Source organism: Bacillus sp. FSL R10-2201 (assembly GCF_038008665.1).
In the GTDB taxonomy this organism is placed as follows: Bacteria; Bacillota; Bacilli; order Bacillales; family Bacillaceae_G; genus Bacillus_A; species Bacillus_A mycoides.
The window spans coordinates 517,060-540,992 of sequence record NZ_JBBOZP010000001.1 but is presented as its reverse complement, the minus strand read 5'-3'; the positions used below and the strand labels follow the sequence as shown (position 1 = coordinate 540,992).

Sequence of the window (23,933 nt, the reverse complement as noted above, 5' to 3'; positions counted from 1 at the left end):
GGAATCGCTCCTTGTTATTTCTTTAGCATAATACGTACTCTGTTTGATGGGGTGGTGCCGACTGTTTTTGTCAGCATGTCTTCAAAACGTTTACGTAGTTCTTCAACTGTTAATGGGTGTCCATTCGCCATCATTTGTTCGATATCTGTTAAGGATAGTTCAACTTTATCAATACCTTTTAATAAATCATTAATAGCTTGGCTTAAGCGAACATCTATTGGTAATGTAAAATCTTTACGATTGATAAATTCTTCAATCAGTATTTGTTGTTCAGCACTTAGTAATGTAATGTTTTCTTTTATAGCTGCATCATTAAAGTTTGTTAGTAATGTTTCTGTCCAGTTTTCATAGATAACTGGTAGTTCTTCTTCGAGTTTTTGTAAAATAACTTTTTCATTTGTAGTAATATCTTTTGGGCTAAATTTACACTCACTACAAATTTGTGTATGTTGTAATTTATCTTCCGAAACATGATAGCAAGCTTTTAGTTCAGCCAACGCTTTTTCCCATTTAAGGATTTCCTCTTTCGGTAAGATGGAAATACGGCTGGCTAATTCTTTTAATGCTTTTAATCGAGGATCATTAGAAAAAGCGGTTTTACGTAAGTTTTCGCTTGCATTTAAACGAGATTGATCATGCGCTTCGATATATAGCTTGATGTACTCTTGTTTTAATTGATTTAGCTGTGAAAGTTCTTTCGAAATGTCTTGCTGTTGTTTTAGTGCAAACTGTATTTCATCTAATACTTCTTCGACACGTGTTGACCAATCAGATTGGTTTCCCATATTTAGTTGTGCGACACGTAGATAGTTAGCAAGTTGAGAAATATCTTTTAGTTGACTATCTAGTTTTAGTAAGCCTTCCAATCTTTCTAATGCTTCACGCTGTGCTTCAATCGTAGCTAAATCATATTTTAAATTATGCAGTTTAGCAGGTGTATTGTAGCGTTTCAAGCCCTCACAAAACTCTTTGAATTCTTCAAGTAATTTCGTCTGTTCTTGTATTTCAGCATTATTTAATAATTGACCATCCCAAGTTGGAATACCTTTTTTCACTAACTGTAGAATGGATAATGTCTCAGCTATTTTGTTATTTTCTTTTTCTGTAACTCGAATAATGACACGAGTTAATGTATCTTCTTCATAGTTTGGTAAAGGTTCATTAAACAAATCTGCAATCGCATTGATTTCAGTTATTGGTAAACCAGTTGGTTTTTTGATATAGCTAAACTGCGTTAGTATGTTTAATGGTAGTTGGATATATTCATGCAAGTTAAGTGCATTATATGTTTTTCCTTCAATTGTTACTTCAATGGCACCTGCACTAATCATTGCCCCAAGTAATACAACAAATAGTTCCGGCTCTAAAGAAAATTGCTTTGTATATTGTAAATCAGGCGTTCCTTTGATATGAATCGTCTCAATCAATTCACTGTGATTGATGACTTGTCCATGACCTTTCGCTTCTAGTAAGCTCAAAATCCATTTAGTATAGCCAGATTGTTTGATAGAGACCTTATTTTTCGCATCTAATAAGACAAAGCCATTTAAAATATCAGCACCCATTTTCGATTCTTCACCGTTTATATACTGAAGGGCTTTTCGGACATATGTTTCCATATTATCTTTCGTTAATGTTCCTTGAATTTTTCCGAAAGAAGGGTAGTTTTCATATTTTAGTTCAAACCAATCTGTTAAATAAAATTCAGCAGTTGTGTCGATGATTTGTTTGACCGTCGGATTACTTAAAATATACATGCGTAAGTCAGCAACAGTTGATTGTTTACCTTTATACGTGATTTCAAATGTACTATCAAAGTTTTCAATGAGCCATTTGAATAGTTTCTTCTGATATTCTTCTACTTTCGATGTATAGAGTTTCTTTGTAGCTGGAGAAGCATCGATTGCTAAGTCCTGTGCTGCTGCATAGAGTTTTAAGTACTTATCGAAATCTTCGTTGCTACGGTTGTATTCAAAGAAAATTTCGTCAGGTTTATGTTCATTTTTAAACGTTACTTTATCGTATGGACGGAGCATATAAATATAGAAATCTCGTTCAGGTTGTGCTGTTGAACGTTCATTTGGTGCGCCAAAGAATAAGTAACCCGGACGCATCACATGATGTGCTTCCCACGCTAAATTATATTTCCAAATCTTCACGTGAGATACATGGGTATTATCATCTAGTTCCATTGCTTTTTGTAAAAGGTTGAAGTAATAGTGATCTAATTTATCGTCCTCAATCGTTTCAGCTTGTGCCTGAATTAAGCTATCGACATCGATATCTTTCTTTAAATCTAAATAATATTGCCCATTGGATTCGTTCGTAGAGATATATTGATAACTTACAGTTTCTTGAATTATTTTTATTGTTGCTTCAATACTTGTTTTTAAGAAATCTGAGGCATCATCTTCTTCTAATAAAAAGTCCATACTGATTGTTGGATGTAAAAATAAATCATCACGTAGCTCTGTCGCGGTTAAACCGACTTTGTCATGAATGTCTTCTGTTGAAAGTCGATAAACAGCTAATGCATTAATCATTCGAAGTGCCATTGGTTGATAAAGTTTCTTTTTAGATGGAAACGCATTTTCTATACGATCTTTTAAAATTTTATGTTTATCGATTACTACACGAATATTGGCATCAGAGCGATTTGTTGCATTCTCTTGTATATAATTCCAGTAGCTATCATAAGAGATTAAGCCCGGTGAGCCTTCAGGTAGTGGTGTGTTAATGATTTTTTTAATTTCGCTACTAATTGTTTGAAGTGCGACACGTTTTTCTGCAATGTTTACTCGTTCAAATGCTGTTAAATATGCTGGGTGGATAGGGAATAGGTTGACATAAGTCTCCATGTCCTCATTTAAACGTGTATAAAGCGTTGCAAATTGTTTTAAATGTTCTCGAATTAGAGATTTTTGTTCATCTGTTTTCTTTAAAAGACGTTGTGAAACTACATAAGCAATGTCATCACGTACAATACTCACTTGTATGAAACGTTCGCTAATGCGTCGTAAGGAATCTGCAACATAGTTAAAACGAGCATTACCGAAAAGCATTTCTTGGATCCCTGCAATAAAGCGGAAACGTGTTTTTGCACAGATTTCACCCACTTCACGAAGGAAACCTAAGTCCAAAGCGAGTTCCTGCTCTCTTCGACCACGTAAATAGTCTAGTAACTCATCAATGACTAATAATAGCCCATGGTCAGGATATTTCTCATTGAACAAGCCCATCATTTCTTCTAGCGCTTCTTTGTTATTTATGATTTGATCAACCGGTGGGAAACAGAAATCAACGCCCCATTTTGCTAGGTTCTCCTCTAGTGCATGCACTAAAATATCGCGCAATGGTGTTTTTACAGCACCAAATTCAATTCGGATGACCTTAAACTTCCCTTCGATTTCCTTAGCTTTTTCAGCAACAGAAGGATTTGTTATATATTGACTCACATTTTCACGTTCCGCAATCGTTGAAATCACACTCATTAAATGCGATTTACCCGTTCCGTAGTTACCAACAATAAATAGACCTTTATTTTCTAATACACGGTTAAATTGTAGTTGCTCAATGATTAAATCATTTAACTGCTCGGCCATTCGTTCAGAGATAACGTATGTTTTTAATAAATTATTTGCGTGTTCTTCCATATTCGCATCTGTCAGTTTAATGATGGACTCGATTGGCTCAAATTGTAGTAAATCTTGATATAGCATATTATATAACTCCTTTATGTAATAATGAGGGCATCTTGCACCCTGTATTTTTTATATTCAGGGTGTCCTGGTTCAGCATAGATAAATGTATTACCAGAAATTGTGCCTCGCCAAGATATAATGAGTGTTTTATTTCGACTACTATTTTTTATTAGAAGCAAAGGATCGATTGCCAAAGATGGTTCAAAAAGTAATTCATAATAATCTAAGCAAATCACATCATTTTGATCCTTATCAATTAGTTGTTGAAATGCCTCTGCAATCCGATAGGTTCTGCTATTTATTGGAACATCCCGAATTAGTTGAGACATTTCAATATTAACATTTATATATGGTAACGAGTGATTTTCCGCAAATTTTTTCACGGAATTACCGTTTTTATAATCATATACATAAACTTGTTTGAAGTATCGCCTAGATACATCTAAGATACCGTTCTTAATCTGTTCTAGCAAATGATTGTTCATAAAAGCTCCTTTTCTTAATAGAGTTGTCATAATCTTAGTTTTTTTCTTCTTATCAATTTCCAGGAAGGCTTGATAATGTACTTCCTAGCTTTTTTAAAATTATAACTAGCTAGATTCTCCTCAAATATTAACTACAATCACCGAAGAATTCACTATTTCTACTACAAATTTAATTCCAAACGCTTTTTCCATTCATAATTACTCTGACTTATATACTTCGATCTTTTAAATCGCTTATTTACCAAAAAATTCTTATCCCAACTACCACTATTAAACACAAGCCTTTTTATAATGCCTGAAATACCTAATTCTTCGTTTATTTCATCAGTAAAATCTATAATTAATGTAGATAAAGTTTTATCATCAGGTGTTGCTATTTCAAATATATAAAATTTTTGATTCTGTTGCAAAAACTATAAGAATCGTGCAATGAATCTATAAATCTTGGACATACTGATACAATTACTCTAGAAAGGGTGCGTGATTGGTATGGAAAATGAACATGCGTTCAAATGGAAGCATTATCAGCCTGATATTATTTTGTTAACGGTAAGATGGTACCTACCGGTACAACCTCAGTTTTCGTGATTTGGTGGAAATGATGGAGGAACAGGGCTTATCCATTTCCCATACAACGATTATGCGTTGGGTTCATCAGTATGGTCCTGAATTGGACAAACGGCTTCGACGTCACCTCGAACAAATGACTCTTGGAGAGTCGATGAAACATATATCAAAGTAAAAGGACAATGGATATATTTATATCGTGCTGTTGATTCGAAAGGAAACACAATCGATTTTTGCCTAAGCAAAACAAGAGGCCTGAAGGCTGCAAAGCACTTTGGTCTTATCCTATAGCAATTGAACAGTTAAAAAAAGAAAAAAGCATACCTTATGGTATGCAACTTAGACAACAAAAGTAATTGAATAACATAGTAGAACAAGATCATCACTTTATAAAGAAGCAAATCCGTTCTATGCTAGGGTTCAAATGTTTTGACACAGCTACATCTATTCTTTCTGAAGTAGAAGCCATGCATATGATTAAAAAAGAACAGATTGATTTTACGGGACCAGTCTGTCCAAAATCAGAAAGAATTCATTCATCAATTGTTTGGACTTGCAGCATAAGATACGATTCCGTTAGGAATATATGTGCTTTATTCTCTTTTATTTTTGCACCAGAACCGGATAGAGTTATATTTAACTCGATTTCAAAAATTTTTTAAGACAATCAAAAACATCCTTCCTATTCTTCAATATATAATACCTAAACTTCTCATCCCCAATGTTTTTATAAATCGAAAAAAGGGTAGATGATGAACGATTATACTGATTCACTTCCCCATACCCAAACATATTACATTTTTTCATCAACTCTTCCACAAGCTTTACGCATCTAGCATTATCCGAAGTTAAATTATCACCGTCTGAAAAATGGAATGGATAAATATTATAACGGTCTGGTGAATATTTATTATCGATTAACTCAAGTGCTTTTTTGTATACGGAAGAACAGATCGTTCCACCACTTTCCCCTTTTGAGAAAAACTCTTCTTCTGTGACGACCTTCGCTTCCGTATGGTGAGCAATAAACTCAATGTCTACGGTTTCATACTTTGTGCGTAAAAATCTTGTCATCCAGAAAAAGAAGCTACGTGCCATATACTTCTCCCATATCCCCATCGATCCACTCGTATCCATCATCGCTAATACAACAGCTTTTGAATCTGGCTTTAACACTTCATTCCAAGTACGGAACTTTAAATCTTCTTGGTGAATTGGATGAAAAGATGCTTTACCACGCATTGCATTTCGTTTATATGCAGATATCATCGTCCGTTTCTTATCAATATTTCCCCATAATCCTGTTTTTCTAATATCATTAAATTCAATATGTTCAATCCGGTTTTCATCCATTTCTTTTCTCTTTAAATTAGGCAGCTCTAACTCTTTGAAAAACGCTTGCTCCAATTCTAAAATTGAGACTTCTGCTTCATAATAATCTTCTCCAGCTGCATCTCCTGCCCCTTGCCCTTTTCCTGGTCCCTTCTGCTTTTGACCACCTGATCCATCTCTTGCAACAACATCACCAACTTTGCTGTCACCGTTTCCTTGCCCAACGTGTTTGTTTTTATCATAATTGTATCTAATCTTATATTCATCTAAAGAACGAATCGGTATTTTCACAACATCCTTGCCATTAGACATAACTATACTTTCTTCTGTTACAAGGTCTGGTAAATTATTTTTGATTGCCTCCTGCACTTTTTCTTGATGGCGTTGTTGGTCGTCATATCCTTTGCGATGGAGGGACCAGTTTTCCTGTGAAATCGTGTAATTTGGTTGGTTTTCTTCGCTCATTCCTTTCCCTCCTTACTGTAATTGTCTTCCCCTATGAACAGCAATCTATAATTTTGTTTTCTAGTGTGCGTAACTAGAATATTTGAAAAATAACTGTTCATCGAAAATCATCCCATAAACATATATAGCGTTTTTCATACAATACTCCGAGCATCCTAAACAAAATTTTGCCACTCACATAATAAGAAAGAAACATTCAGCCGTTGATAAGAAAGAAACACAATGCATTGTTGCACACATTTTCGTTTTGCAACATATTGTATTGTGTTGGCTTTTTTGTATGAATGGTTGGTTACTCTATCATATGCATATTGTAAAAATAATTGACAAGAAATTCATAAAATCGCATCTTAATTTATTATATTCGGACAAGCTATGACATTTTTTACAAATATCAATAGATAACAAAACGCCGCCCCAAGAATAAGAGACAGCGTTTTGTTATCAAACTATCGATTTAACAAACTACCTACATATCGTAACAATTCATTCGCAGATGAAGAATTATAGCCATGCTCATCAATTAAGCGTGCAACAACATCATTGATTTTCTTAAGCTGATTTTCGTCTGGTGTTTTCGTTGATGTTGTAATTTTCACTATATCTTTTAAATCGGCAAATAATTTTTTCTGAATCGCTTCACGAAGACGTTCGTGTGAATTATAATCAAAGCGTTTCCCTTTACGTGCGTAAGCAGAAATGCGAATTAAAATTTCTTCACGAAATGCCTTTTTAGCATTTTCTGAAATTCCAATTTGCTCTTCAATCGAACGCATAAGTTTTTCATCTGGGCTCATTTCTTCACCAGTTAACGGATCACGTAATTTTGATTTATTGCAGTATGCTTCGACGTTATCTAAGTAATTATCCATAAGTGTCTTAGCTGATTCTTCGTATGAATAAACAAATGCTTTTTGTACTTCTTTCTTAGCAATTTCATCGTATTCTTTTCTCGCTAATGAGATGAAATTCATATAGCGCTCTCGGTCCTCACTACTAATTGACGGGTGCTGATCCAATCCGTCTTTTAACGATCTCAGTACATCTAGTGCATTAATAGATGGTACCTCTTTTCGAATAATTGTAGAAGAAATTCGGTTAATGACATAACGAGGGTCAATCCCCTTCATACCTTCATCTTGATATTCGCGTTGCAGTTCCTCTACATCAATCGTATTATATCCTTCTACCGTTTCTCCATCATATAAACGCATCTTTTTAATTAAATCAATATCTGGACGCTTCGGGTCTTTTAAACGAGTTAAAATAGTGAACATTGCTGCAACGCGAAGTGTATGCGGTGCAATATGAACATTGGACACATCACTTTCACGAATCATTTTTTCATAAATATGTTCTTCTTCACTAACCCGTAAATTATATGGAACCGGCATTACAATAATTCGTGAATGCAATGCTTCATTTTTCTTATTTGCTATGAAGGAACGATACTCTGTTTCATTTGTATGCGCTACAATTAATTCATCTGCTGAAATAAGCGCAAATCTTCCTGCTTTAAAATTCCCTTCTTGTGTAAGCGATAGTAAATGCCATAAAAATTTCTCATCACATTTTAACATCTCTTGGAATTCCATCATGCCGCGGTTCGCCTTATTTAATTCTCCATCAAATCGATATGCACGAGGATCTGATTCCGAACCGTATTCTGCAATTGTAGAAAAGTCTAGACTACCTGTTAAATCGGCAATATCTTGTGATTTTGGATCAGAAGGACTAAATGTACCAATTCCTGTACGGCGATCTTCAGAGAAGAAAATACGCTCTACAACTACATCCTCAATTCTTGCCCCATATTCTTGCTCTAGACGCATAACATTTAATGGTGATAAATTCCCTTCAATCCTTACTCCATATTCATCGAAGAAATCATTCCGTAAATGTTGCGGAATTAAATGAAGTGGATCTTCATGCATTGGGCATCCTTTTATTGCAAAAATCGCTCCACGATCTGTTCGTGAATATGTTTCTAATCCTCGTTTCAACATCGTAACTAATGTTGATTTCCCCCCACTAACAGGCCCCATTAATAACAAAATACGTTTCCTAACATCTAATCGTTTTGCAGATGGATGAAAATATTCTTCCACAAGGCGTTCTAAAGCATCCTCTAATCCAAATAGCTGATTACTAAAGAAGTTATATTTTCTTCTACCATCAACTTCTTCAATTCCAGCATCTTTTATCATATTGTAAATGCGAGAGTGTGCTGTTTGAGCCACCCATGGTCTTTCTTTCACAAGCTCCAAATACTCCGCAAACGTACCTTCCCATTGTAAACGTTCTTCTGCTTCCCGATATTGTTCAATTTTCTTTAGAATATCCATTATAGCTCCTCCCCCATCTCCTTGTTCAATCGGATTATTATAAAAGGTATGCTAGGATGTCCTTAAACATTCTTTAAATCAAAACGAAATATATAATAGCACTATAAAATTCTCTCCAAAATTCAAAGAAAATTCTGTATAATAAAGGTATTAAAGTTTTCACGCTGCTATTCATTGTAAATAAATTCTTTTCTTCTGGGAACCTTACATACATTTCGATTCACAAATAGGATTCGTAAACCGAAAAAGTAAGGGGGAAATTAGTATGAAGTTATTATTAATTTTAGGTGTATCACTCACATTTCTTACAGCTATTTTTACATCTGGTTATAACGATAAGCCAGGTACACAAAAAAAGTGATGTGCTTTTCAGCACATCACTTTTTTTCTTGTTTTTTATACACTATTTAAAATAAATATTTTCCACATCGTATATCGATAAAGGGCGATTATAAAAATAACCTTGTACGATTTTCACATTCTTTTCCTTTAAGAACTGTATTTGTTCCGCCTTTTCTACTCCTTCTGCAATTACATTTAACCCTAGAGTATGTGCTAAATGAATAATTGCAGCCGTAATATTCGTATCTCTTTCATCTTTATATATACCTTCCATAAAAGAACGATCAATTTTTAACGTATCAATCGGATATGTTTTTAAATAACTTAAAGATGAATATCCCGTTCCAAAGTCATCTAAATGAATCTTTAAATTTTGTTCTTTTAACTGCAGTAACACTCTTTTTGATACATCTTTATGTATAAGAGCCCCTTCTGTAACTTCTATTGCTAATAAATGAGGGGGAACGTTGTACTTATTTAAAGCACGTGTAATCATCTCTATTAATGTAATAGAACGAAAATGTCTAGCTGAAATATTAACTGCGATTGGTACAACCTCATATCCTTTATTTAACCATTCACGTATCTGTTCACAAACTTGATGTACTACCCATTCATCAAGTTTAATAATAAACCCTGTTCTTTCAGCAAGTGGGATAAATTGATTTGGCGAGACAAAACCTAGCTCCTTATTCTCCCACCTTATTAAGGCTTCCATACTGGCCATCTTTCCCGTTTCAATATTAATTTGAGGTTGATAATAGAGGGAAAATTCATTTTTCTCTATAGCACGATGTAACTGATTTTCTATTATAAACCTTTGTTCACGTTCACAATCTAATCCACTACAATAAAAATGATAATACCCTTTTCCTTTTTCCTTTGCTTTTTCCAAAGCTGCGTCGACTCTTTGGAAAAGCATTTTTTCATCCATTCCATCTTCTGGGGCCATTACAATCCCAATTGATGCACTCAAATAAACATCCTCTTCTTCTATTACAAAATGCCCACTAATTTTTTTTAATATTGTTTGTGCAACTTCCTCTACGTATTCTCTCGTTATATTTTCTATTAACATAACAAATTGATCATCATGTTCTCTAAATAAATGCATATCTTCTATTTTTAGGTCTCGTAAGCATTCAGTAACTTTTTTTAAGACTTGATCCCCTTCTTTATGACCAAATGTATCATTAATAAGGTGAAATTCATCCAAATCTATAAAAACCAATGCGAATTCTTTATTCTCAGCTAAAAATTCATTTAGCTTATTTGTACATGATATTCTATTCATTAACCCCGTTAACTGATCAAAGTAAGCTAAATATTCTGTTTTCATCTCATTTAATACTTGCCTCGTAACATCCCTCGTAACAATGTACACCCCGACGATTTCACTATTCACAATAATGGGGATTGTCCTCACGGAAATATAAAGTTCATATCCTTCTTTATGAATATATTTCTTTGCAACAATTTGTTTTGCTCTTCCCTGTAAAGCATTTTTAAATATAATTTGAAAAGTTTTTTCATATTCTTTATTTATAAACTGACAAATAAATTGGTCCTTTAACTCTTCATATCGATACCCAAAAATTTCATAAGTCGCTGGATTTGCATATGTAATTCTTCCAATAGAATCTACAGATATAATGGAATCATTATTATATTCTAGTAATGACTTAAATAACATTTGTTTTTCTTCTACTTCCACTTTTTTCTTAACCTGTGCTGTAATATCTCTAGTAATACAAATAATAAACTGACATGTTCCATTTACATCGCATACTGGATTAAGTGAAGATTCATAATGTATATCACCAGTTGGCAAACTAATTACATCACAAAATGTAATTGCTCTCGCTTCTCTCATTACTTTTGCATAGTGTCCTTGCAATAACCTTGCCGTATCTTCTGGTAATACTTCTGCAAAAGTTTTCCCATAACATTCTTTCCCTAGCCTGGCGTGATTCATTCCTATTTTATTCACATAAATATATTTAAAAGTTTCATCATCAATAACTTTCACAATAAACACTAAATCTTGAATAGCATGTAACAATCCCTGTCTTACTAAATCCATATCTATCATACTTAAAAAGGTATTTTGATTATTATATTGTTCCTTCATATTTATCTCAACCCGTCTTATCTATTTTTATTCATATATCTCATTCTATATGAATATGTACCTTTTTTAAAATGTATGATTACATATTTTTTTAAAAAATAAAAAAGCCGCCAAATGGCGACTTTTAATACACGATTTCTAAATCTAATCCTGGATAATTTTGTTGACGGAACGCTTCATAAATTAAAATTGCTGCTGTATTAGATAAATTTAATGAACGTACTTTATCCGTCATTGGAATACGTAAACAATGATCGAAGTTTTCTTCAATTACATTAGCTGGTAATCCATTTGTTTCTCTTCCAAATACGAAATAGTAATCCTTCTCACGTTTGCTATAATCAAATGCTGTATGAGCTTTCTCGCCATACTTTGTTAAATAAAAGAATTCACCATCTTTATTTTTTTCATAAAATTCTTCGATTGAATCATAATACGTAACTTTTACGTGCTGCCAATAATCTAATCCTGCACGCTTTAACATTTTGTCATCCGTTGAAAATCCAAGCGGTCTAATCAAATGTAATTCTGTTCCAGTTGCTGCACAAGTACGTGCAATATTTCCTGTATTTGCTGGAATTTCTGGTTGATATAAAACAACATGTACTCCCACGCGATATTCACCTCTATTTTTTATCTACTACGTATTATACCACTTGAACGAAAAATCTCTACCCATTAATAATATGAAAGAATTTATATTTCATTTGTGGTGTATATTTACTAGAATCTTCATAGTTCCAATAACGCCTGCGGCTATTCGCTGAATGTGCATTTACAAGCGGCATACCATCTGCGTCTTTTGCTACTACAATTGTCGTATGATTCCACCTACCATCATCCTCAAAATCATACGCAATTACATCGCCAAGAATAAGGTCTTCTGGCCTTTCTACTGCTTCTGCTCGAAGCCCTGTTGTAGCACCTGACAAATACCAATAAAAAGAGTGTGCTACAGCCCAGCTCCAACTCCACTGGTTTCCCCTTTGCCACCACCCTTTACGAATGTTAGGATGTCCATTCATCGGTACTTCTCCAGTGTGCAGACATTGTGAAATGAAATTTGTACAATTATCCGGAAAATTACGGTATGCAGAATTGCGATCATCCCACCAACGCTCTGCATATTTCACTGCCTCTAAACGATTATATTGATATGAACCGTATTTTTCTTTCGTGACTTCCCGTTCTAACGTTTCACCTATTCCTATTTCTTCTGACACTTCAAGAGCATAATCATCTATTATACAACTATTTTTTAAACAAACTCGTCGTTTTAATTGTTCCTCTTCGATATAAAATAATTCTTTATGCTTAATTAAATATTTCAAGTGTATTTGATAATCAATTTCTTGATGCTCATTACTATTTAATTGTCTAACGAAAGAAATATCTGCAGTTGCTTTCACTATATGTGCACTACGCTTTTGAAACAATTGTTTCTTTCTCTGTACCATTTGTAACAAATCTACTGCAATACCATCTACATCTGTTCGTTTCTCTGTTATATATGCTAAAAACTGTTGCACTTGCTTTTCAATATTCGCTTTTACAACCATTTCGTTTCCCTCCCATATTACAATATGAAAAAGGGAGATATTATCTACTCTTTTTTCTGTGCTAACAATTCAAGTCCACGATTCATTTCATGAAGAACCTCTTCATCTTTCTCACGTTCCATCGCTTTTTCAATCGCTTCTCCTACTCCATCTCCACCAATTTTCCCAAGTGCCCATGCTGCTGTTCCTCGAAGTACTGGTCTTGGATCATCTTTCATAACACCGATTAAATCAGGAATTGCTGCTGTTTCTTTGAAATGTGCAAGTGCTAAAATAGCATTTCGTTGCAATGGTTTTTTACCTCTCCATGAACCAGACATAATTCCATACTTCTCTTTAAAATCACGATTACTAATTGTTAAAAGTGGTGTTAATAACGGTTTAACTAACTCAGGGTCAGGCTCCATTTCAGGATGGTTATGAAAATCCATTCCTTTATTTTTCGGACAAACAGTCTGACACGTATCACATCCATATATACGGTTTCCTATTTTATCGCGATATTCTTCAGGCAGAAACCCTTTTGTCTGTGTTAAAAATGCAATACATTTCTTCGAGTCCAACTGCCCGCCTTGTACTAAAGCACCTGTAGGACAAATATCAATACATTTCGTACAACTTCCACATTGATCTTCTATTGGCCGATCAGGAGGGAATGGAACATTCGTAATCATTTCTCCTAAGTATACATACGAACCAAATTCCGGCGTAATAATAGCGCAGTTCTTACCACTCCATCCAATACCGGCACGCTCTGAAACAGCTCGATCACTTAGCTCCCCTGTATCAACCATTGATTTCACTTCTATATCCGGCAGCTTTTCGATTAAATACGCCTCTAACTTTTGCAAACGATCTCGTAGAACAAGGTGATAATCTTGGCCCCAAGAAGCACGGCAAAAAATCCCACGTCGTTCCCCTCGTTTACTTAATGGTGCATTTTTTAATTTTGAAGGGTATGCTAAAGCAATCGCAATAATTGATTTCGCACCAGGTAACAATAGCTGTGGATTCGTTCTCTTCTCTATATCAGGCTCTTCGAATCCAGACTGATAATTCAATTGTTGTTGCTGGATTAGACGCTGCTTTAATTCCTCAAATGGTGAAGCACTGGCAAAACCTATTTTATCTATACCAATCGTTTTACTATACGCAATTACATCTTGCTTTAATTGTTCAAAGTCCATTTTCAATCGCCTCCACCGATGAATCCATCCCTTATGTAACGACTATATTGGTTATCAATTCACTTTTGGAATAATATTCTTCACTTCTATTTTCGCATACAATTATGATTTTCAAACATTAAAAAACGCAATGCTTCGTTTATCTTAGAAACGAAACACTGCGTTGATCACAATTTATTAGAAAAACATTAAATAAAATTTGGAGCGGGTGAAGAGAATCGAACTCTCGACCAGAGCTTGGAAGGCTCTTGTTTTACCACTAAACTACACCCGCAAATATGAAAAAAATATAAGATATTGAAATAACTTATGTAAAGTAGTATAGCATGTAAAAAAAATCGAAGCAAGAAATTTATCGAAAAAAGTCGAAAAAGTGATGAGATACCTCATCACTTTTTCAATTCTTTATCAATCGCCTTCTTCATACTATCGAAATCAGGGTTTGCAAGATTCCCATTTATATATACTGAAGGAGCACCTTGAACTTTTAATTTTTGAGCACGATCTGAATCTTTACGTACTTTGTCTTTCATTTCTTTACTGTGTAAATCTTTTTTAAACTGTTCTACATTAATTTTCGGAAGCTTTTCTTTCACAATATTAAGAAGTAATTCTTCTGTAATCCATTCTTCCGTATCTTTCTTTTGATTTTGATAAATCTCATCATAGAAAATCCAGAATGAATCTTGATCTTGTTTATAAATTGCTTCACCGGCAGCTGCACCTAAATCAGAGTCTTTTCCGATAAACGGGAAGTTAATAAAATATAACTGCACTTTACCTTTATCAATATACTCTTCTTTTAATCGTGGTAATACTGTTACATCCCAAGTACGACAAGCTGGACATTTAAAGTCTCCAAATTCAACTACCTTAACTGGAGCATCATCTTTCCCTAAAGATTGTTGCGTAGAATAAGCAAACATCTCATTCCCTTTATCTTTCTTGTCATTTATGATGCTATACACAATCGTCCCGATTACAATCAATACTGCGATAGAAAAAACTATACCAAGAGCCATGAGTTTGTTTGATGATTTCATATACATTCCTCTTTAATTTCATATTCTGTATACATCATTGTACACAATACACATAATATCAATACTTACATAGGTCACGCAATGAACACGCTCACATAAATTACAAAAATACAACGTTTGTGACAATATTGTGTCGCCTTTTGTCACAAATTATTAAAAAAAGAAGCTCCTATGTAGGAACTTCTTTTAACTTACTGCTTTTTCACGGGCATTTTTTAACATGGATTGCTCTGTTTTTATATCATGGCGAATTACTAATTTCTCACTAACTGCTTGCACATATTCATCATGATTTATATACCCTTCTTTCTCCATTAGCCTTAAAACTACATTCCGTCTCTCAACTGCTTTATCATAATTTTGTGCAGGTGAGTAATAAGCCGGTGCTTTTACTATAGCAGCCATCATTGCACTTTCAGCCAGTGTTAATTGATCCACTTTTTTACCGAAGTAAAGGTTTGCTGCTTTTTCAATCCCCCATGCGCCTTCTCCGTAGTAAATATTACTTACATACAATTTTAATATCTCATCCTTTGTGAATGTACGTTCAATCTTTTTCGTATAAAAAATTTCTTTCCACTTACGGGAAAATGTACGTTCATTAGATAAGAAAGCATTTTTAGATAACTGCTGTGTAATCGTGCTTCCTCCTTGCACAACACCACCAGCTTTTATATTTTCAATAGACGCCCTGATAATCGCTATATAGTCTAAACCGTTATGATGATAAAACCTTTTATCTTCCGTCGCAATAAATGCGTGTGTTAATGATTCTGGCACCTCTAACTTAGCGGGTACATGTAATTTACTAATATCACTTCGCTCAATCATTACATTTCCAACGAATAATAATGCAAAACTTAACAATAATAATAATATAATGGCTTTATAAAGAAATTTAGTTAATGGATTTAATGCAACTTTTTGATGATAATTCACTCTAGATAATACTCGTTCTTTCATCTCGAACACCTCTTTTCCACACAGCATATAACTCTTAATTTAAGAATACCTTGTTATAAAAGAATATCCCATCGATTTCTCTTACACCTACCTTACAACATTGTAAGGTGTAAAAATGTATTGTATCACAGTCCCTTTTTATCTACTATTCATATGAAATGTTGAATATACATTTATTTATCACACTATTTATAGGAAGTAGGACTCTCCTTAATTTCACTTTATTCTTTTATTATATCAGTTTATACATTTATACTTTTAAACATCTAGCAATCTAATTATATACGATATATCACTATTATACAGAACGAACGTTCTGCAAATCAATACTAGCTTTCGGATTATCTCGCTATTTGTGTGCAGTAAGAATTCTCCCTCAAAACTTGGCTAAAGCTAGGAAATTAGGTGGTAGTTCTGCTTCCTCCACCAATTATTAGCCTACACTTTATTATTGTGACCTTTTTCTGAAACAGTATACATAAAGAAAAGGTTAGCAATTTGAGCTGTCCTCAAATAACTAACCTTTTCTTTACAACCTTCCTATAAGATTATATGGCTGAACTTCCCATGTTTCGTATGGAATAAAATGCATTGCTTTCATTGCATCAAGTGTCCTTGATTTCATATGAGGACGCGTTATATACTCATCAATGTTCTCTTCGTTTAAAGCAACAAATTTAGCCTCTTGTATTTCTTCAGATTGAATTTTTATTTCACCACTAACATATGCTACTTTAAAAACAACAGCTACAATATGCATAGAAGCATTATAATAAATCCCTGTAACTCCGATAGGCTTCACAGTTATCCTGTTTCCTCCATTATTTCTCTGCAAACAGCTTGATCGAGCGCTTCCCCTTCTTCTACCTGTCCTCCAGGCATTTCCCACGTATCTGCTCGCCAGTGCACTTTCGTTAAAAGCACCTCATTCTTTTCATTTGTTAAATAACCTGCTACGGCAACAATATGCTTTGGTGTTTTATGCTCCACAGAAATACCTCCTGAAATATGATTATTTAAAATACAAACCTATAACCATATTCCCTAGCAGCTACAAAATACCTTTAATACTTTACCACCTTAATTAACTCCATAAAAAAAGACCCTATCCGTTAAAGGAAAGGGTCTTCTGTCTTATATTATTCCCCTAAGTCTACGTTGTGGTAAACTTGCTGTACATCTTCTAAATCTTCTAATGCATCAACCATTTTTTCAAATTGCACTTGAGCATCTTCAGGAAGTTCTACATCACTTTGTGCAAGCATTGTTAATTCTGCAACTGTAAATTCTTCAACACCAGCACCTTTAAGTGCAGATTGTACTGAATGGAACTGATCAGGTTCAGCATAAACGATAACAGAATCTTCTTCTTCTAGAATGTCACGTGCATCTACATCTGCTTCCATTAAGATTTCAAGAACTTCATCTGATGTTTTACCTTCAAGACCTATAACAGCTGTCGCATCAAACATGTAAGCGACAGAACCGTTTACACCCATGTTACCACTGTTTTTGCTAAATGCAGCACGTACATCTGCTGCAGTACGGTTTACGTTATTTGTCAGTGTATCTACAATTACCATAGATCCGTTTGGTCCAAAGCCTTCATAACGAAGCTCGTCATAGTTTTCTTCTGAACCGCCTTTTGCCTTTTCAATCGCACGGTCAATAATTGTTCTTGGCACGTTGTATGTTTTCGCACGTTCTAATACAACTCTTAACGTTTGGTTTGATTCTGGATCTGGCTCGCCTTGTTTTGCTGCCACATAAATTTCACGTCCAAATTTCGCGTATATACGGCTTGTATTTGCATCTTTTGATGCTTTTTTTTCTTTAATATTGTTCCATTTACGGCCCATACTTTCCACTCTCTTTCCCATTTTAAATCTACATAAAAATATTAATATGAAATATAATGTGTATTCAACACATTTTTAAAAGAAATATAAAAAGTTCATTTTTGATTCATATTACAGACATAATATAAATCACTATCATTTTGTTCTTTCGACAAGTTATATTATACATGAATTCCTAAGTTTATTACGAATTTTAGAATCACATAGCATAATTTAACAAAAAAAACCCTAACATTTCTGTTAGGGTCTTTTTAGGTGACATTTATATAGAGCGCTACCCTTAAAATCCTTTTTTTTAAAGCATTTTAAAAATTTTGAGCTTCTTTAAACATGATAAATTAAAATGAAACGGGCCAAAATGGAATCATATTAAATAACTGACACCTTTTACTTTCATTTCTCTCCCTTGATTAAATTTATCATATTTCATTTATTACTGTGATGATTTATTTTATTATTTCTCGCTAAACAATAAGAAACAGGGCAAAGCTGCCATGTCCTTTTAAAGATTTGTTATGTAGTATGTTATGAACTATTCATTATCAAACTAAAGTTATTCCTTTTCATTCCTCTACTAATCCCATAATATTTCCTTAATTACTTTCTATTGCTGTATAATTAAAATAGGAAAAAATTTGAAGAAAAGATGGAGGGAGAATTATGACACATTCAAATGAGAAAAAATCACATGGTTTTAAAGGAATAGGAGAGAAGTTAAACCCAACTATCTATCAAGTGAGATTCATAAAATTGGATGGTCCAATTCAATTTGATTCGTTCCCTAAATTAAAGGAATTAGGGGACTGGTTGAGTACTTCAACGCAAATATGGTCGTGTCACTCAACTATGTACAAGTACAACAGAGAAGAGTTTGAAAAGAAGTTTTTCGAAATTACGAAATTACCAGCTGATAATGTGGTAATTTCAACTGGTGGTATCGGATTTAACTTCATGTCACCAGGGTGGAGAGATTCTCTCTAGAGTGCTCGAAAAAATTCTTGTATATGTAATATTCTACTGAAATTTTATCCTTTTAATACTTCATAGTTTCTTCCAACTGTATCTAAAGTTCGTCACTTACTCACCGCACACTACCCCAACGCACTATTAGTGCTTATTTTGTAGTGTAAAAAAAACACAAAAAAACTCTACACAATTAGTGTAGAGCCTTGATGTTACGCCGTTCGTGATACCGATGGTCGGGGTCGAACCGACACTCCCGAAGGAACACGATTTTGAGTCGTGCGCGTCTGCCAATTCCGCCACATCGGCATAAAAGAAAGGCGGCAACCGGATTTGAACCGGTGGTAAAGGTTTTGCAGACCTCTGCCTTACCACTTGGCTATGCCGCCATATGAAGTTAAAATGGAGCGGAAGACGGGATTCGAACCCGCGACCCCAACCTTGGCAAGGTTGTATTCTACCACTGAACTACTTCCGCAAAAATGGCTGGGCTAGCTGGATTCGAACCAGCGCATGACGGAGTCAAAGTCCGTTGCCTTACCGCTTGGCTATAGCCCACCGAAGTTTTACTTAATTATATGTAAGTATCCATTAATTTATTTGTAATTTTTAAAAAATAAAAATGGGGCGACTGATGGGAATTGAACCCACGAATGCCGGAGCCACAATCCGGTGCGTTAACCACTTCGCCACAACCGCCATGTTGTGTTTATATATTTGGCAGGGGCAGTAGGAATTGAACCCACACTGGAGGTTTTGGAGACCTCAGTTCTACCTTTAAACTATGCCCCTATGTAAAATGGTGGAGGGGGGCAGATTCGAACTGCCGAACCCGAAGGAGCGGATTTACAGTCCGCCGCGTTTAGCCACTTCGCTACCCCTCCGAAACTTACATGGTGCCGGCTAGAGGACTTGAACCCCCAACCTACTGATTACAAGTCAGTTGCTCTACCAATTGAGCTAAGCCGGCATATTTTATTAAAATGGTGGCTCGGGACGGAATCGAACCGCCGACACGAGGATTTTCAGTCCTCTGCTCTACCGACTGAGCTACCGAGCCTTATTAAAATGGCGGTCCCGACCGGGGTCGAACCGGCGATCTCCTGCGTGACAGGCAGGCATGTTAACCACTACACCACGGGACCATTTGGTTGCGGGGACAGGATTTGAACCTGCGACCTTCGGGTTATGAGCCCGACGAGCTACCGTACTGCTCCACCCCGCGATAATATTATTTATATAATTATATGATAAGTGTTAGCAACCACATTACGAGAATGTTTGGTTGCGGGGACAGGATTTGAACCTGCGACCTTCGGGTTATGAGCCCGACGAGCTACCGTACTGCTCCACCCCGCGACAATATTATTCATATAATTTATATGGTGGAGGATGACGGGATCGAACCGCCGACCCCCTGCTTGTAAGGCAGGTGCTCTCCCAGCTGAGCTAATCCTCCAAAAGTGGTGACCCGTACGGGATTCGAACCCGTGTTACCGCCGTGAAAGGGCGGTGTCTTAACCACTTGACCAACGGGCCAAATATTATAAATTCCTTATGGCGGAGAGCAAGGGATTCGAACCCTTGATACGCTTGTGACGTATACACGATTTCCAATCGTGCTCCTTCGGCCAACTCGGACAGCTCTCCAATGGCTCCGCAGGTAGGAATCGAACCTACGACCGATCGGTTAACAGCCGATAGCTCTACCGCTGAGCTACTGCGGAATAATATTGCCTGGCAACGTCCTACTCTCACAGGGACAAGGTCCCAACTACCATCGGCGCTAGAGAGCTTAACTTCCGTGTTCGGTATGGGAACGGGTGTGACCTCTCTGCCATCATTACCAGACTATATTTGATTGAGACAAACATTATTATACTTGATTCACTTAGAAAGTCAATAAGTTTTTTATATTCTCTCAAAACTAGATAACGTTGCTTCATATTATATGGTTAAGTCCTCGATCTATTAGTATTCGTCAGCTCCACATGTCACCATGCTTCCACCTCGAACCTATCAACCTGATCATCTTTCAGGGATCTTACTAGCTTACGCTATGGGAAATCTCATCTTGAGGGGGGCTTCATGCTTAGATGCTTTCAGCACTTATCCCTTCCGCACATAGCTACCCAGCTATGCCCTTGGCAGAACAACTGGTACACCAGCGGTGCGTCCATCCCGGTCCTCTCGTACTAAGGACAGCTCCTCTCAAATTTCCTGCGCCCACGACGGATAGGGACCGAACTGTCTCACGACGTTCTGAACCCAGCTCGCGTACCGCTTTAATGGGCGAACAGCCCAACCCTTGGGACCGACTACAGCCCCAGGATGCGATGAGCCGACATCGAGGTGCCAAACCTCCCCGTCGATGTGGACTCTTGGGGGAGATAAGCCTGTTATCCCCGGGGTAGCTTTTATCCGTTGAGCGATGGCCCTTCCATGCGGAACCACCGGATCACTAAGCCCGACTTTCGTCCCTGCTCGACTTGTAGGTCTCGCAGTCAAGCTCCCTTATGCCTTTGCACTCTACGAATGATTTCCAACCATTCTGAGGGAACCTTTGGGCGCCTCCGTTACACTTTAGGAGGCGACCGCCCCAGTCAAACTGCCCACCTGACACTGTCTCCCGGGTCGATAAGACCCGTAGGTTAGAATTTCAATACAGTCAGGGCGGTATCCCACCAGCGCCTCCACCGAAGCTAGCGCTCCGGTTTCAATGGCTCCCGCCTATCCTGTACAAACTGTACCAAAATTCAATATCAGGCTACAGTAAAGCTCCACGGGGTCTTTCCGTCCTGTCGCGGGTAACCTGCATCTTCACAGGTACTATAATTTCACCGAGTCTCTGGTTGAGACAGTGCCCAAATCGTTACACCTTTCGTGCGGGTCGGAACTTACCCGACAAGGAATTTCGCTACCTTAGGACCGTTATAGTTACGGCCGCCGTTTACTGGGGCTTCAGTTCAGAGCTTCGCTTACGCTAACCCCTCTCCTTAACCTTCCAGCACCGGGCAGGTGTCAGCCCCTATACTTCGCCTTACGGCTTCGCAGAGACCTGTGTTTTTGCTAAACAGTCGCTTGGGCCTATTCACTGCGGCTTTCCGTTAAGAAAGCACCCCTTCTCCCGAAGTTACGGGGTCATTTTGCCGAGTTCCTTAACCAGAGTTCTCTCGCACACCTTAGGATTCTCTCCTCGCCTACCTGTGTCGGTTTGCGGTACAGGCACCTTTTATCTCGCTAGAAGCTTTTCTTGGCAGCGGGGAATCAAAGACTTCGCTCCATAAGGAGCTTCCCCATCACAGCTCAGCCTTCACGATAAGCGGATTTGCCTACTTATCAGCCTAACTGCTTGGACGTGCACAACCAATCGCACGCTTCTTCTATCCTTCTGCGTCCCTCCATTGCTCAAACGATAAAGAGGTGGTACAGGAATATCAACCTGTTGTCCATCGCCTACGCCTGTCGGCCTCGGCTTAGGTCCTGACTAACCCTGAGCGGACGAGCCTTCCTCAGGAAACCTTAGGCATTCGGTGGACGGGATTCTCACCCGTCTTTCGCTACTCATACCGGCATTCTCACTTCTAAGCGCTCCACCAGTCCTTCCGGTCTGACTTCACTGCACTTAGAACGCTCCCCTACCACTGATACCATTGGTATCAATTCGCAGCTTCGGTGGTGTATTTAGCCCCGGTACATTTTCGGCGCAGAGTCACTCGACTAGTGAGCTATTACGCACTCTTTAAATGGTGGCTGCTTCTGAGCCAACATCCTAGTTGTCTAAGCAACTCCACATCCTTTTCCACTTAATACACACTTTGGGACCTTAGCTGGCGATCTGGGCTGTTTCCCTCTTGACTACGGATCTTATCACTCGCAGTCTGACTCCTAAGGATAAGTCATTGGCATTCGGAGTTTGACTGAATTCGGTAATCCGATGAGGACCCCTAGTTCAATCAGTGCTCTACCTCCAAGACTCTTACACTTAAGGCTAGCCCTAAAGCTATTTCGGGGAGAACCAGCTATCTCCAGGTTCGATTGGAATTTCTCCGCTACCCACACCTCATCCCCGCACTTTTCAACGTGCGTGGGTTCGGGCCTCCATTCAGTGTTACCTGAACTTCACCCTGGACATGGGTAGATCACCTGGTTTCGGGTCTACGACCACGTACTAAACGCCCTATTCAGACTCGCTTTCGCTGCGGCTCCGCCTCTTCAGCTTAACCTCGCACGGGATCGTAACTCGCCGGTTCATTCTACAAAAGGCACGCCATCACCCATTAACGGGCTCTGACTATTTGTAGGCACACGGTTTCAGGATCTCTTTCACTCCCCTTCCGGGGTGCTTTTCACCTTTCCCTCACGGTACTGGTTCACTATCGATCACTAGGGAGTATTTAGCCTTGGGAGATGGTCCTCCCAGATTCCGACGGAATTTCACGTGTTCCGCCGTACTCAGGATACATTCAAGAGAGAACGAAGTTTCGACTACGGGGTTATTACCCTCTGTGACGGACCTTTCCAGGTCGCTTCGTCTACCTCGTTCCTTTGTAACTCCGTATAGAATGTCCTACAACCCCAAGAGGCAAGCCTCTTGGTTTGGGCTAGATTCCGTTTCGCTCGCCGCTACTCAGGAAATCGCATTTGCTTTCTCTTCCTCCAGGTACTTAGATGTTTCAGTTCCCTGGGTCTGTCTTCCATACCCTATGTATTCAGGTAAGGATACCATACCATTACGTATAGTGGGTTTCCCCATTCGGAAATCTTCGGATCAAAGCTTACTTACAGCTCCCCGAAGCATATCGGCGTTAGTCCCGTCCTTCATCGACTCCTAGTGTCAAGGCATCCACCGTGCGCCCTTTCTAACTTAACCAAACTAAAATTAAAAAAATATGAGCTACACTGTTATCTAGTTTTCAAAGAACATACATTTAAACTTGAGAGATAGTTCTCTCAAAACTGAACGAAACAAAACAAGTCAACGTTTATTG

The 23,933-nt window shown here is 37.2% G+C and carries 13 protein-coding genes, 17 tRNA genes, 2 rRNA genes and 2 pseudogenes; 2 read left to right on the top strand and 32 right to left on the bottom strand.

Annotated features, from left to right (window positions below; all coding sequences use genetic code 11):
- Positions 1–14: 14 nt before the first annotated feature.
- The 3 genes from NSQ69_RS02815 to NSQ69_RS02805 all read right to left on the bottom strand — a co-directional run bounded on the left by NSQ69_RS02815 (position 15) and on the right by NSQ69_RS02805 (position 4,596).
- On the bottom strand, positions 15–3,719 hold the full coding sequence (locus tag NSQ69_RS02815; RefSeq protein ID WP_341098910.1) for a DUF6079 family protein: 3,705 nt from the start codon (positions 3,717–3,719) through the stop codon (positions 15–17).
- Between the two features lie 14 nt (positions 3,720–3,733).
- Positions 3,734–4,216, bottom strand: coding sequence for a BREX-3 system P-loop-containing protein BrxF (brxF, locus tag NSQ69_RS02810; protein ID WP_341098909.1), 483 nt, complete (start codon positions 4,214–4,216; stop codon positions 3,734–3,736).
- A gap of 131 nt (positions 4,217–4,347) precedes the next feature.
- The gene (locus NSQ69_RS02805) at positions 4,348–4,596 is read right to left on the bottom strand and encodes a Tn7-like element transposition protein TnsE (protein ID WP_033657972.1); all 249 of its coding nucleotides are present in this window, start codon (positions 4,594–4,596) and stop codon (positions 4,348–4,350) included.
- Between the two features lie 79 nt (positions 4,597–4,675).
- Between NSQ69_RS02805 and NSQ69_RS02800 the strand changes: the two are divergent.
- A pseudogene (locus NSQ69_RS02800) lies at positions 4,676–5,317 on the top strand (IS6 family transposase).
- A 72-nt stretch (positions 5,318–5,389) separates the two neighbouring features.
- Here NSQ69_RS02800 and yhbH read toward each other — a convergent pair.
- From yhbH to NSQ69_RS02745, 11 genes and pseudogenes are all read right to left on the bottom strand, one after another.
- Positions 5,390–6,550 carry a sporulation protein YhbH gene (gene yhbH / locus NSQ69_RS02795; protein ID WP_341098908.1) on the bottom strand — a complete coding sequence of 387 codons (1,161 nt, stop codon included), beginning with the start codon at positions 6,548–6,550 and terminating at the stop codon, positions 5,390–5,392.
- Between the two features lie 449 nt (positions 6,551–6,999).
- Positions 7,000–8,895: a PrkA family serine protein kinase gene (locus NSQ69_RS02790; protein ID WP_002125087.1), complete on the bottom strand. Its 1,896-nt coding sequence runs from the start codon at positions 8,893–8,895 to the stop codon at positions 7,000–7,002.
- A 403-nt stretch (positions 8,896–9,298) separates the two neighbouring features.
- Positions 9,299–11,368: a sensor domain-containing protein gene (locus NSQ69_RS02785; RefSeq protein ID WP_002125085.1), complete on the bottom strand. Its 2,070-nt coding sequence runs from the start codon at positions 11,366–11,368 to the stop codon at positions 9,299–9,301.
- A 124-nt stretch (positions 11,369–11,492) separates the two neighbouring features.
- Complete coding sequence (trmL, locus tag NSQ69_RS02780) at positions 11,493–11,981, bottom strand: tRNA (uridine(34)/cytosine(34)/5-carboxymethylaminomethyluridine(34)-2'-O)-methyltransferase TrmL (protein ID WP_000538149.1); 489 nt, start codon at positions 11,979–11,981, stop codon at positions 11,493–11,495.
- Between the two features lie 58 nt (positions 11,982–12,039).
- A complete protein-coding gene (locus tag NSQ69_RS02775; RefSeq protein WP_002029655.1) occupies positions 12,040–12,927 on the bottom strand; it encodes an amidase domain-containing protein in 888 nt (295 codons plus the stop codon).
- 44 nt (positions 12,928–12,971) lie between these two features.
- The gene (gene queG, locus NSQ69_RS02770; RefSeq protein ID WP_002115986.1) at positions 12,972–14,114 is read right to left on the bottom strand and encodes a tRNA epoxyqueuosine(34) reductase QueG; all 1,143 of its coding nucleotides are present in this window, start codon (positions 14,112–14,114) and stop codon (positions 12,972–12,974) included.
- 200 nt (positions 14,115–14,314) lie between these two features.
- Positions 14,315–14,388, bottom strand: a tRNA-Gly gene (locus NSQ69_RS02765).
- 115 nt (positions 14,389–14,503) lie between these two features.
- A complete protein-coding gene (locus NSQ69_RS02760) occupies positions 14,504–15,157 on the bottom strand; it encodes a DsbA family protein (protein ID WP_002091101.1) in 654 nt (217 codons plus the stop codon).
- Between the two features lie 186 nt (positions 15,158–15,343).
- A complete protein-coding gene (locus NSQ69_RS02755) occupies positions 15,344–16,120 on the bottom strand; it encodes a transglycosylase domain-containing protein (protein WP_002091102.1) in 777 nt (258 codons plus the stop codon).
- Between the two features lie 529 nt (positions 16,121–16,649).
- A pseudogene (locus NSQ69_RS02750) lies at positions 16,650–17,110 on the bottom strand (NUDIX hydrolase).
- Between the two features lie 149 nt (positions 17,111–17,259).
- Entirely contained in the window at positions 17,260–17,979 is a 720-nt protein-coding gene (locus NSQ69_RS02745; protein WP_002113875.1) for a YebC/PmpR family DNA-binding transcriptional regulator, read from the bottom strand.
- A 660-nt stretch (positions 17,980–18,639) separates the two neighbouring features.
- Between NSQ69_RS02745 and NSQ69_RS02740 the strand changes: the two genes are divergently transcribed.
- Positions 18,640–18,960 (top strand): DUF3884 family protein, encoded by a 321-nt coding sequence (locus NSQ69_RS02740; RefSeq protein WP_002125076.1) that lies wholly within the window; start codon positions 18,640–18,642, stop codon positions 18,958–18,960.
- A 209-nt stretch (positions 18,961–19,169) separates the two neighbouring features.
- Here the strand turns inward: NSQ69_RS02740 and NSQ69_RS02735 are convergent.
- The 18 genes from NSQ69_RS02735 to NSQ69_RS02650 all read right to left on the bottom strand — a co-directional run bounded on the left by NSQ69_RS02735 (position 19,170) and on the right by NSQ69_RS02650 (position 23,815).
- Positions 19,170–19,251 (bottom strand) — tRNA-Leu (locus NSQ69_RS02735).
- A 9-nt stretch (positions 19,252–19,260) separates the two neighbouring features.
- Positions 19,261–19,331 (bottom strand) — tRNA-Cys (locus tag NSQ69_RS02730).
- 14 nt (positions 19,332–19,345) lie between these two features.
- Positions 19,346–19,420, bottom strand: a tRNA-Gly gene (locus NSQ69_RS02725).
- A 5-nt stretch (positions 19,421–19,425) separates the two neighbouring features.
- Positions 19,426–19,500: transfer RNA gene (locus NSQ69_RS02720), tRNA-Gln, on the bottom strand.
- 65 nt (positions 19,501–19,565) lie between these two features.
- Positions 19,566–19,641: transfer RNA gene (locus NSQ69_RS02715), tRNA-His, on the bottom strand.
- Between the two features lie 19 nt (positions 19,642–19,660).
- Positions 19,661–19,734 (bottom strand) — tRNA-Trp (locus NSQ69_RS02710).
- 8 nt (positions 19,735–19,742) lie between these two features.
- Positions 19,743–19,826: transfer RNA gene (locus NSQ69_RS02705), tRNA-Tyr, on the bottom strand.
- Between the two features lie 10 nt (positions 19,827–19,836).
- Positions 19,837–19,912, bottom strand: a tRNA-Thr gene (locus NSQ69_RS02700).
- Between the two features lie 14 nt (positions 19,913–19,926).
- Positions 19,927–20,002, bottom strand: a tRNA-Phe gene (locus NSQ69_RS02695).
- A gap of 9 nt (positions 20,003–20,011) precedes the next feature.
- Positions 20,012–20,087 (bottom strand) — tRNA-Asp (locus NSQ69_RS02690).
- Between the two features lie 3 nt (positions 20,088–20,090).
- Positions 20,091–20,167: transfer RNA gene (locus tag NSQ69_RS02685), tRNA-Met, on the bottom strand.
- Between the two features lie 57 nt (positions 20,168–20,224).
- Positions 20,225–20,301 (bottom strand) — tRNA-Met (locus NSQ69_RS02680).
- Positions 20,302–20,325: 24 nt separating this feature from the next.
- Positions 20,326–20,401 (bottom strand) — tRNA-Val (locus NSQ69_RS02675).
- Positions 20,402–20,406: 5 nt separating this feature from the next.
- Positions 20,407–20,481: transfer RNA gene (locus NSQ69_RS02670), tRNA-Glu, on the bottom strand.
- A 19-nt stretch (positions 20,482–20,500) separates the two neighbouring features.
- Positions 20,501–20,592 (bottom strand) — tRNA-Ser (locus NSQ69_RS02665).
- Positions 20,593–20,594: 2 nt separating this feature from the next.
- Positions 20,595–20,669: transfer RNA gene (locus NSQ69_RS02660), tRNA-Asn, on the bottom strand.
- 8 nt (positions 20,670–20,677) lie between these two features.
- A 5S ribosomal RNA gene (rrf, locus tag NSQ69_RS02655) occupies positions 20,678–20,793 on the bottom strand.
- A 100-nt stretch (positions 20,794–20,893) separates the two neighbouring features.
- Positions 20,894–23,815 (bottom strand): 23S ribosomal RNA (locus NSQ69_RS02650).
- Positions 23,816–23,933: the final 118 nt, after the last annotated feature.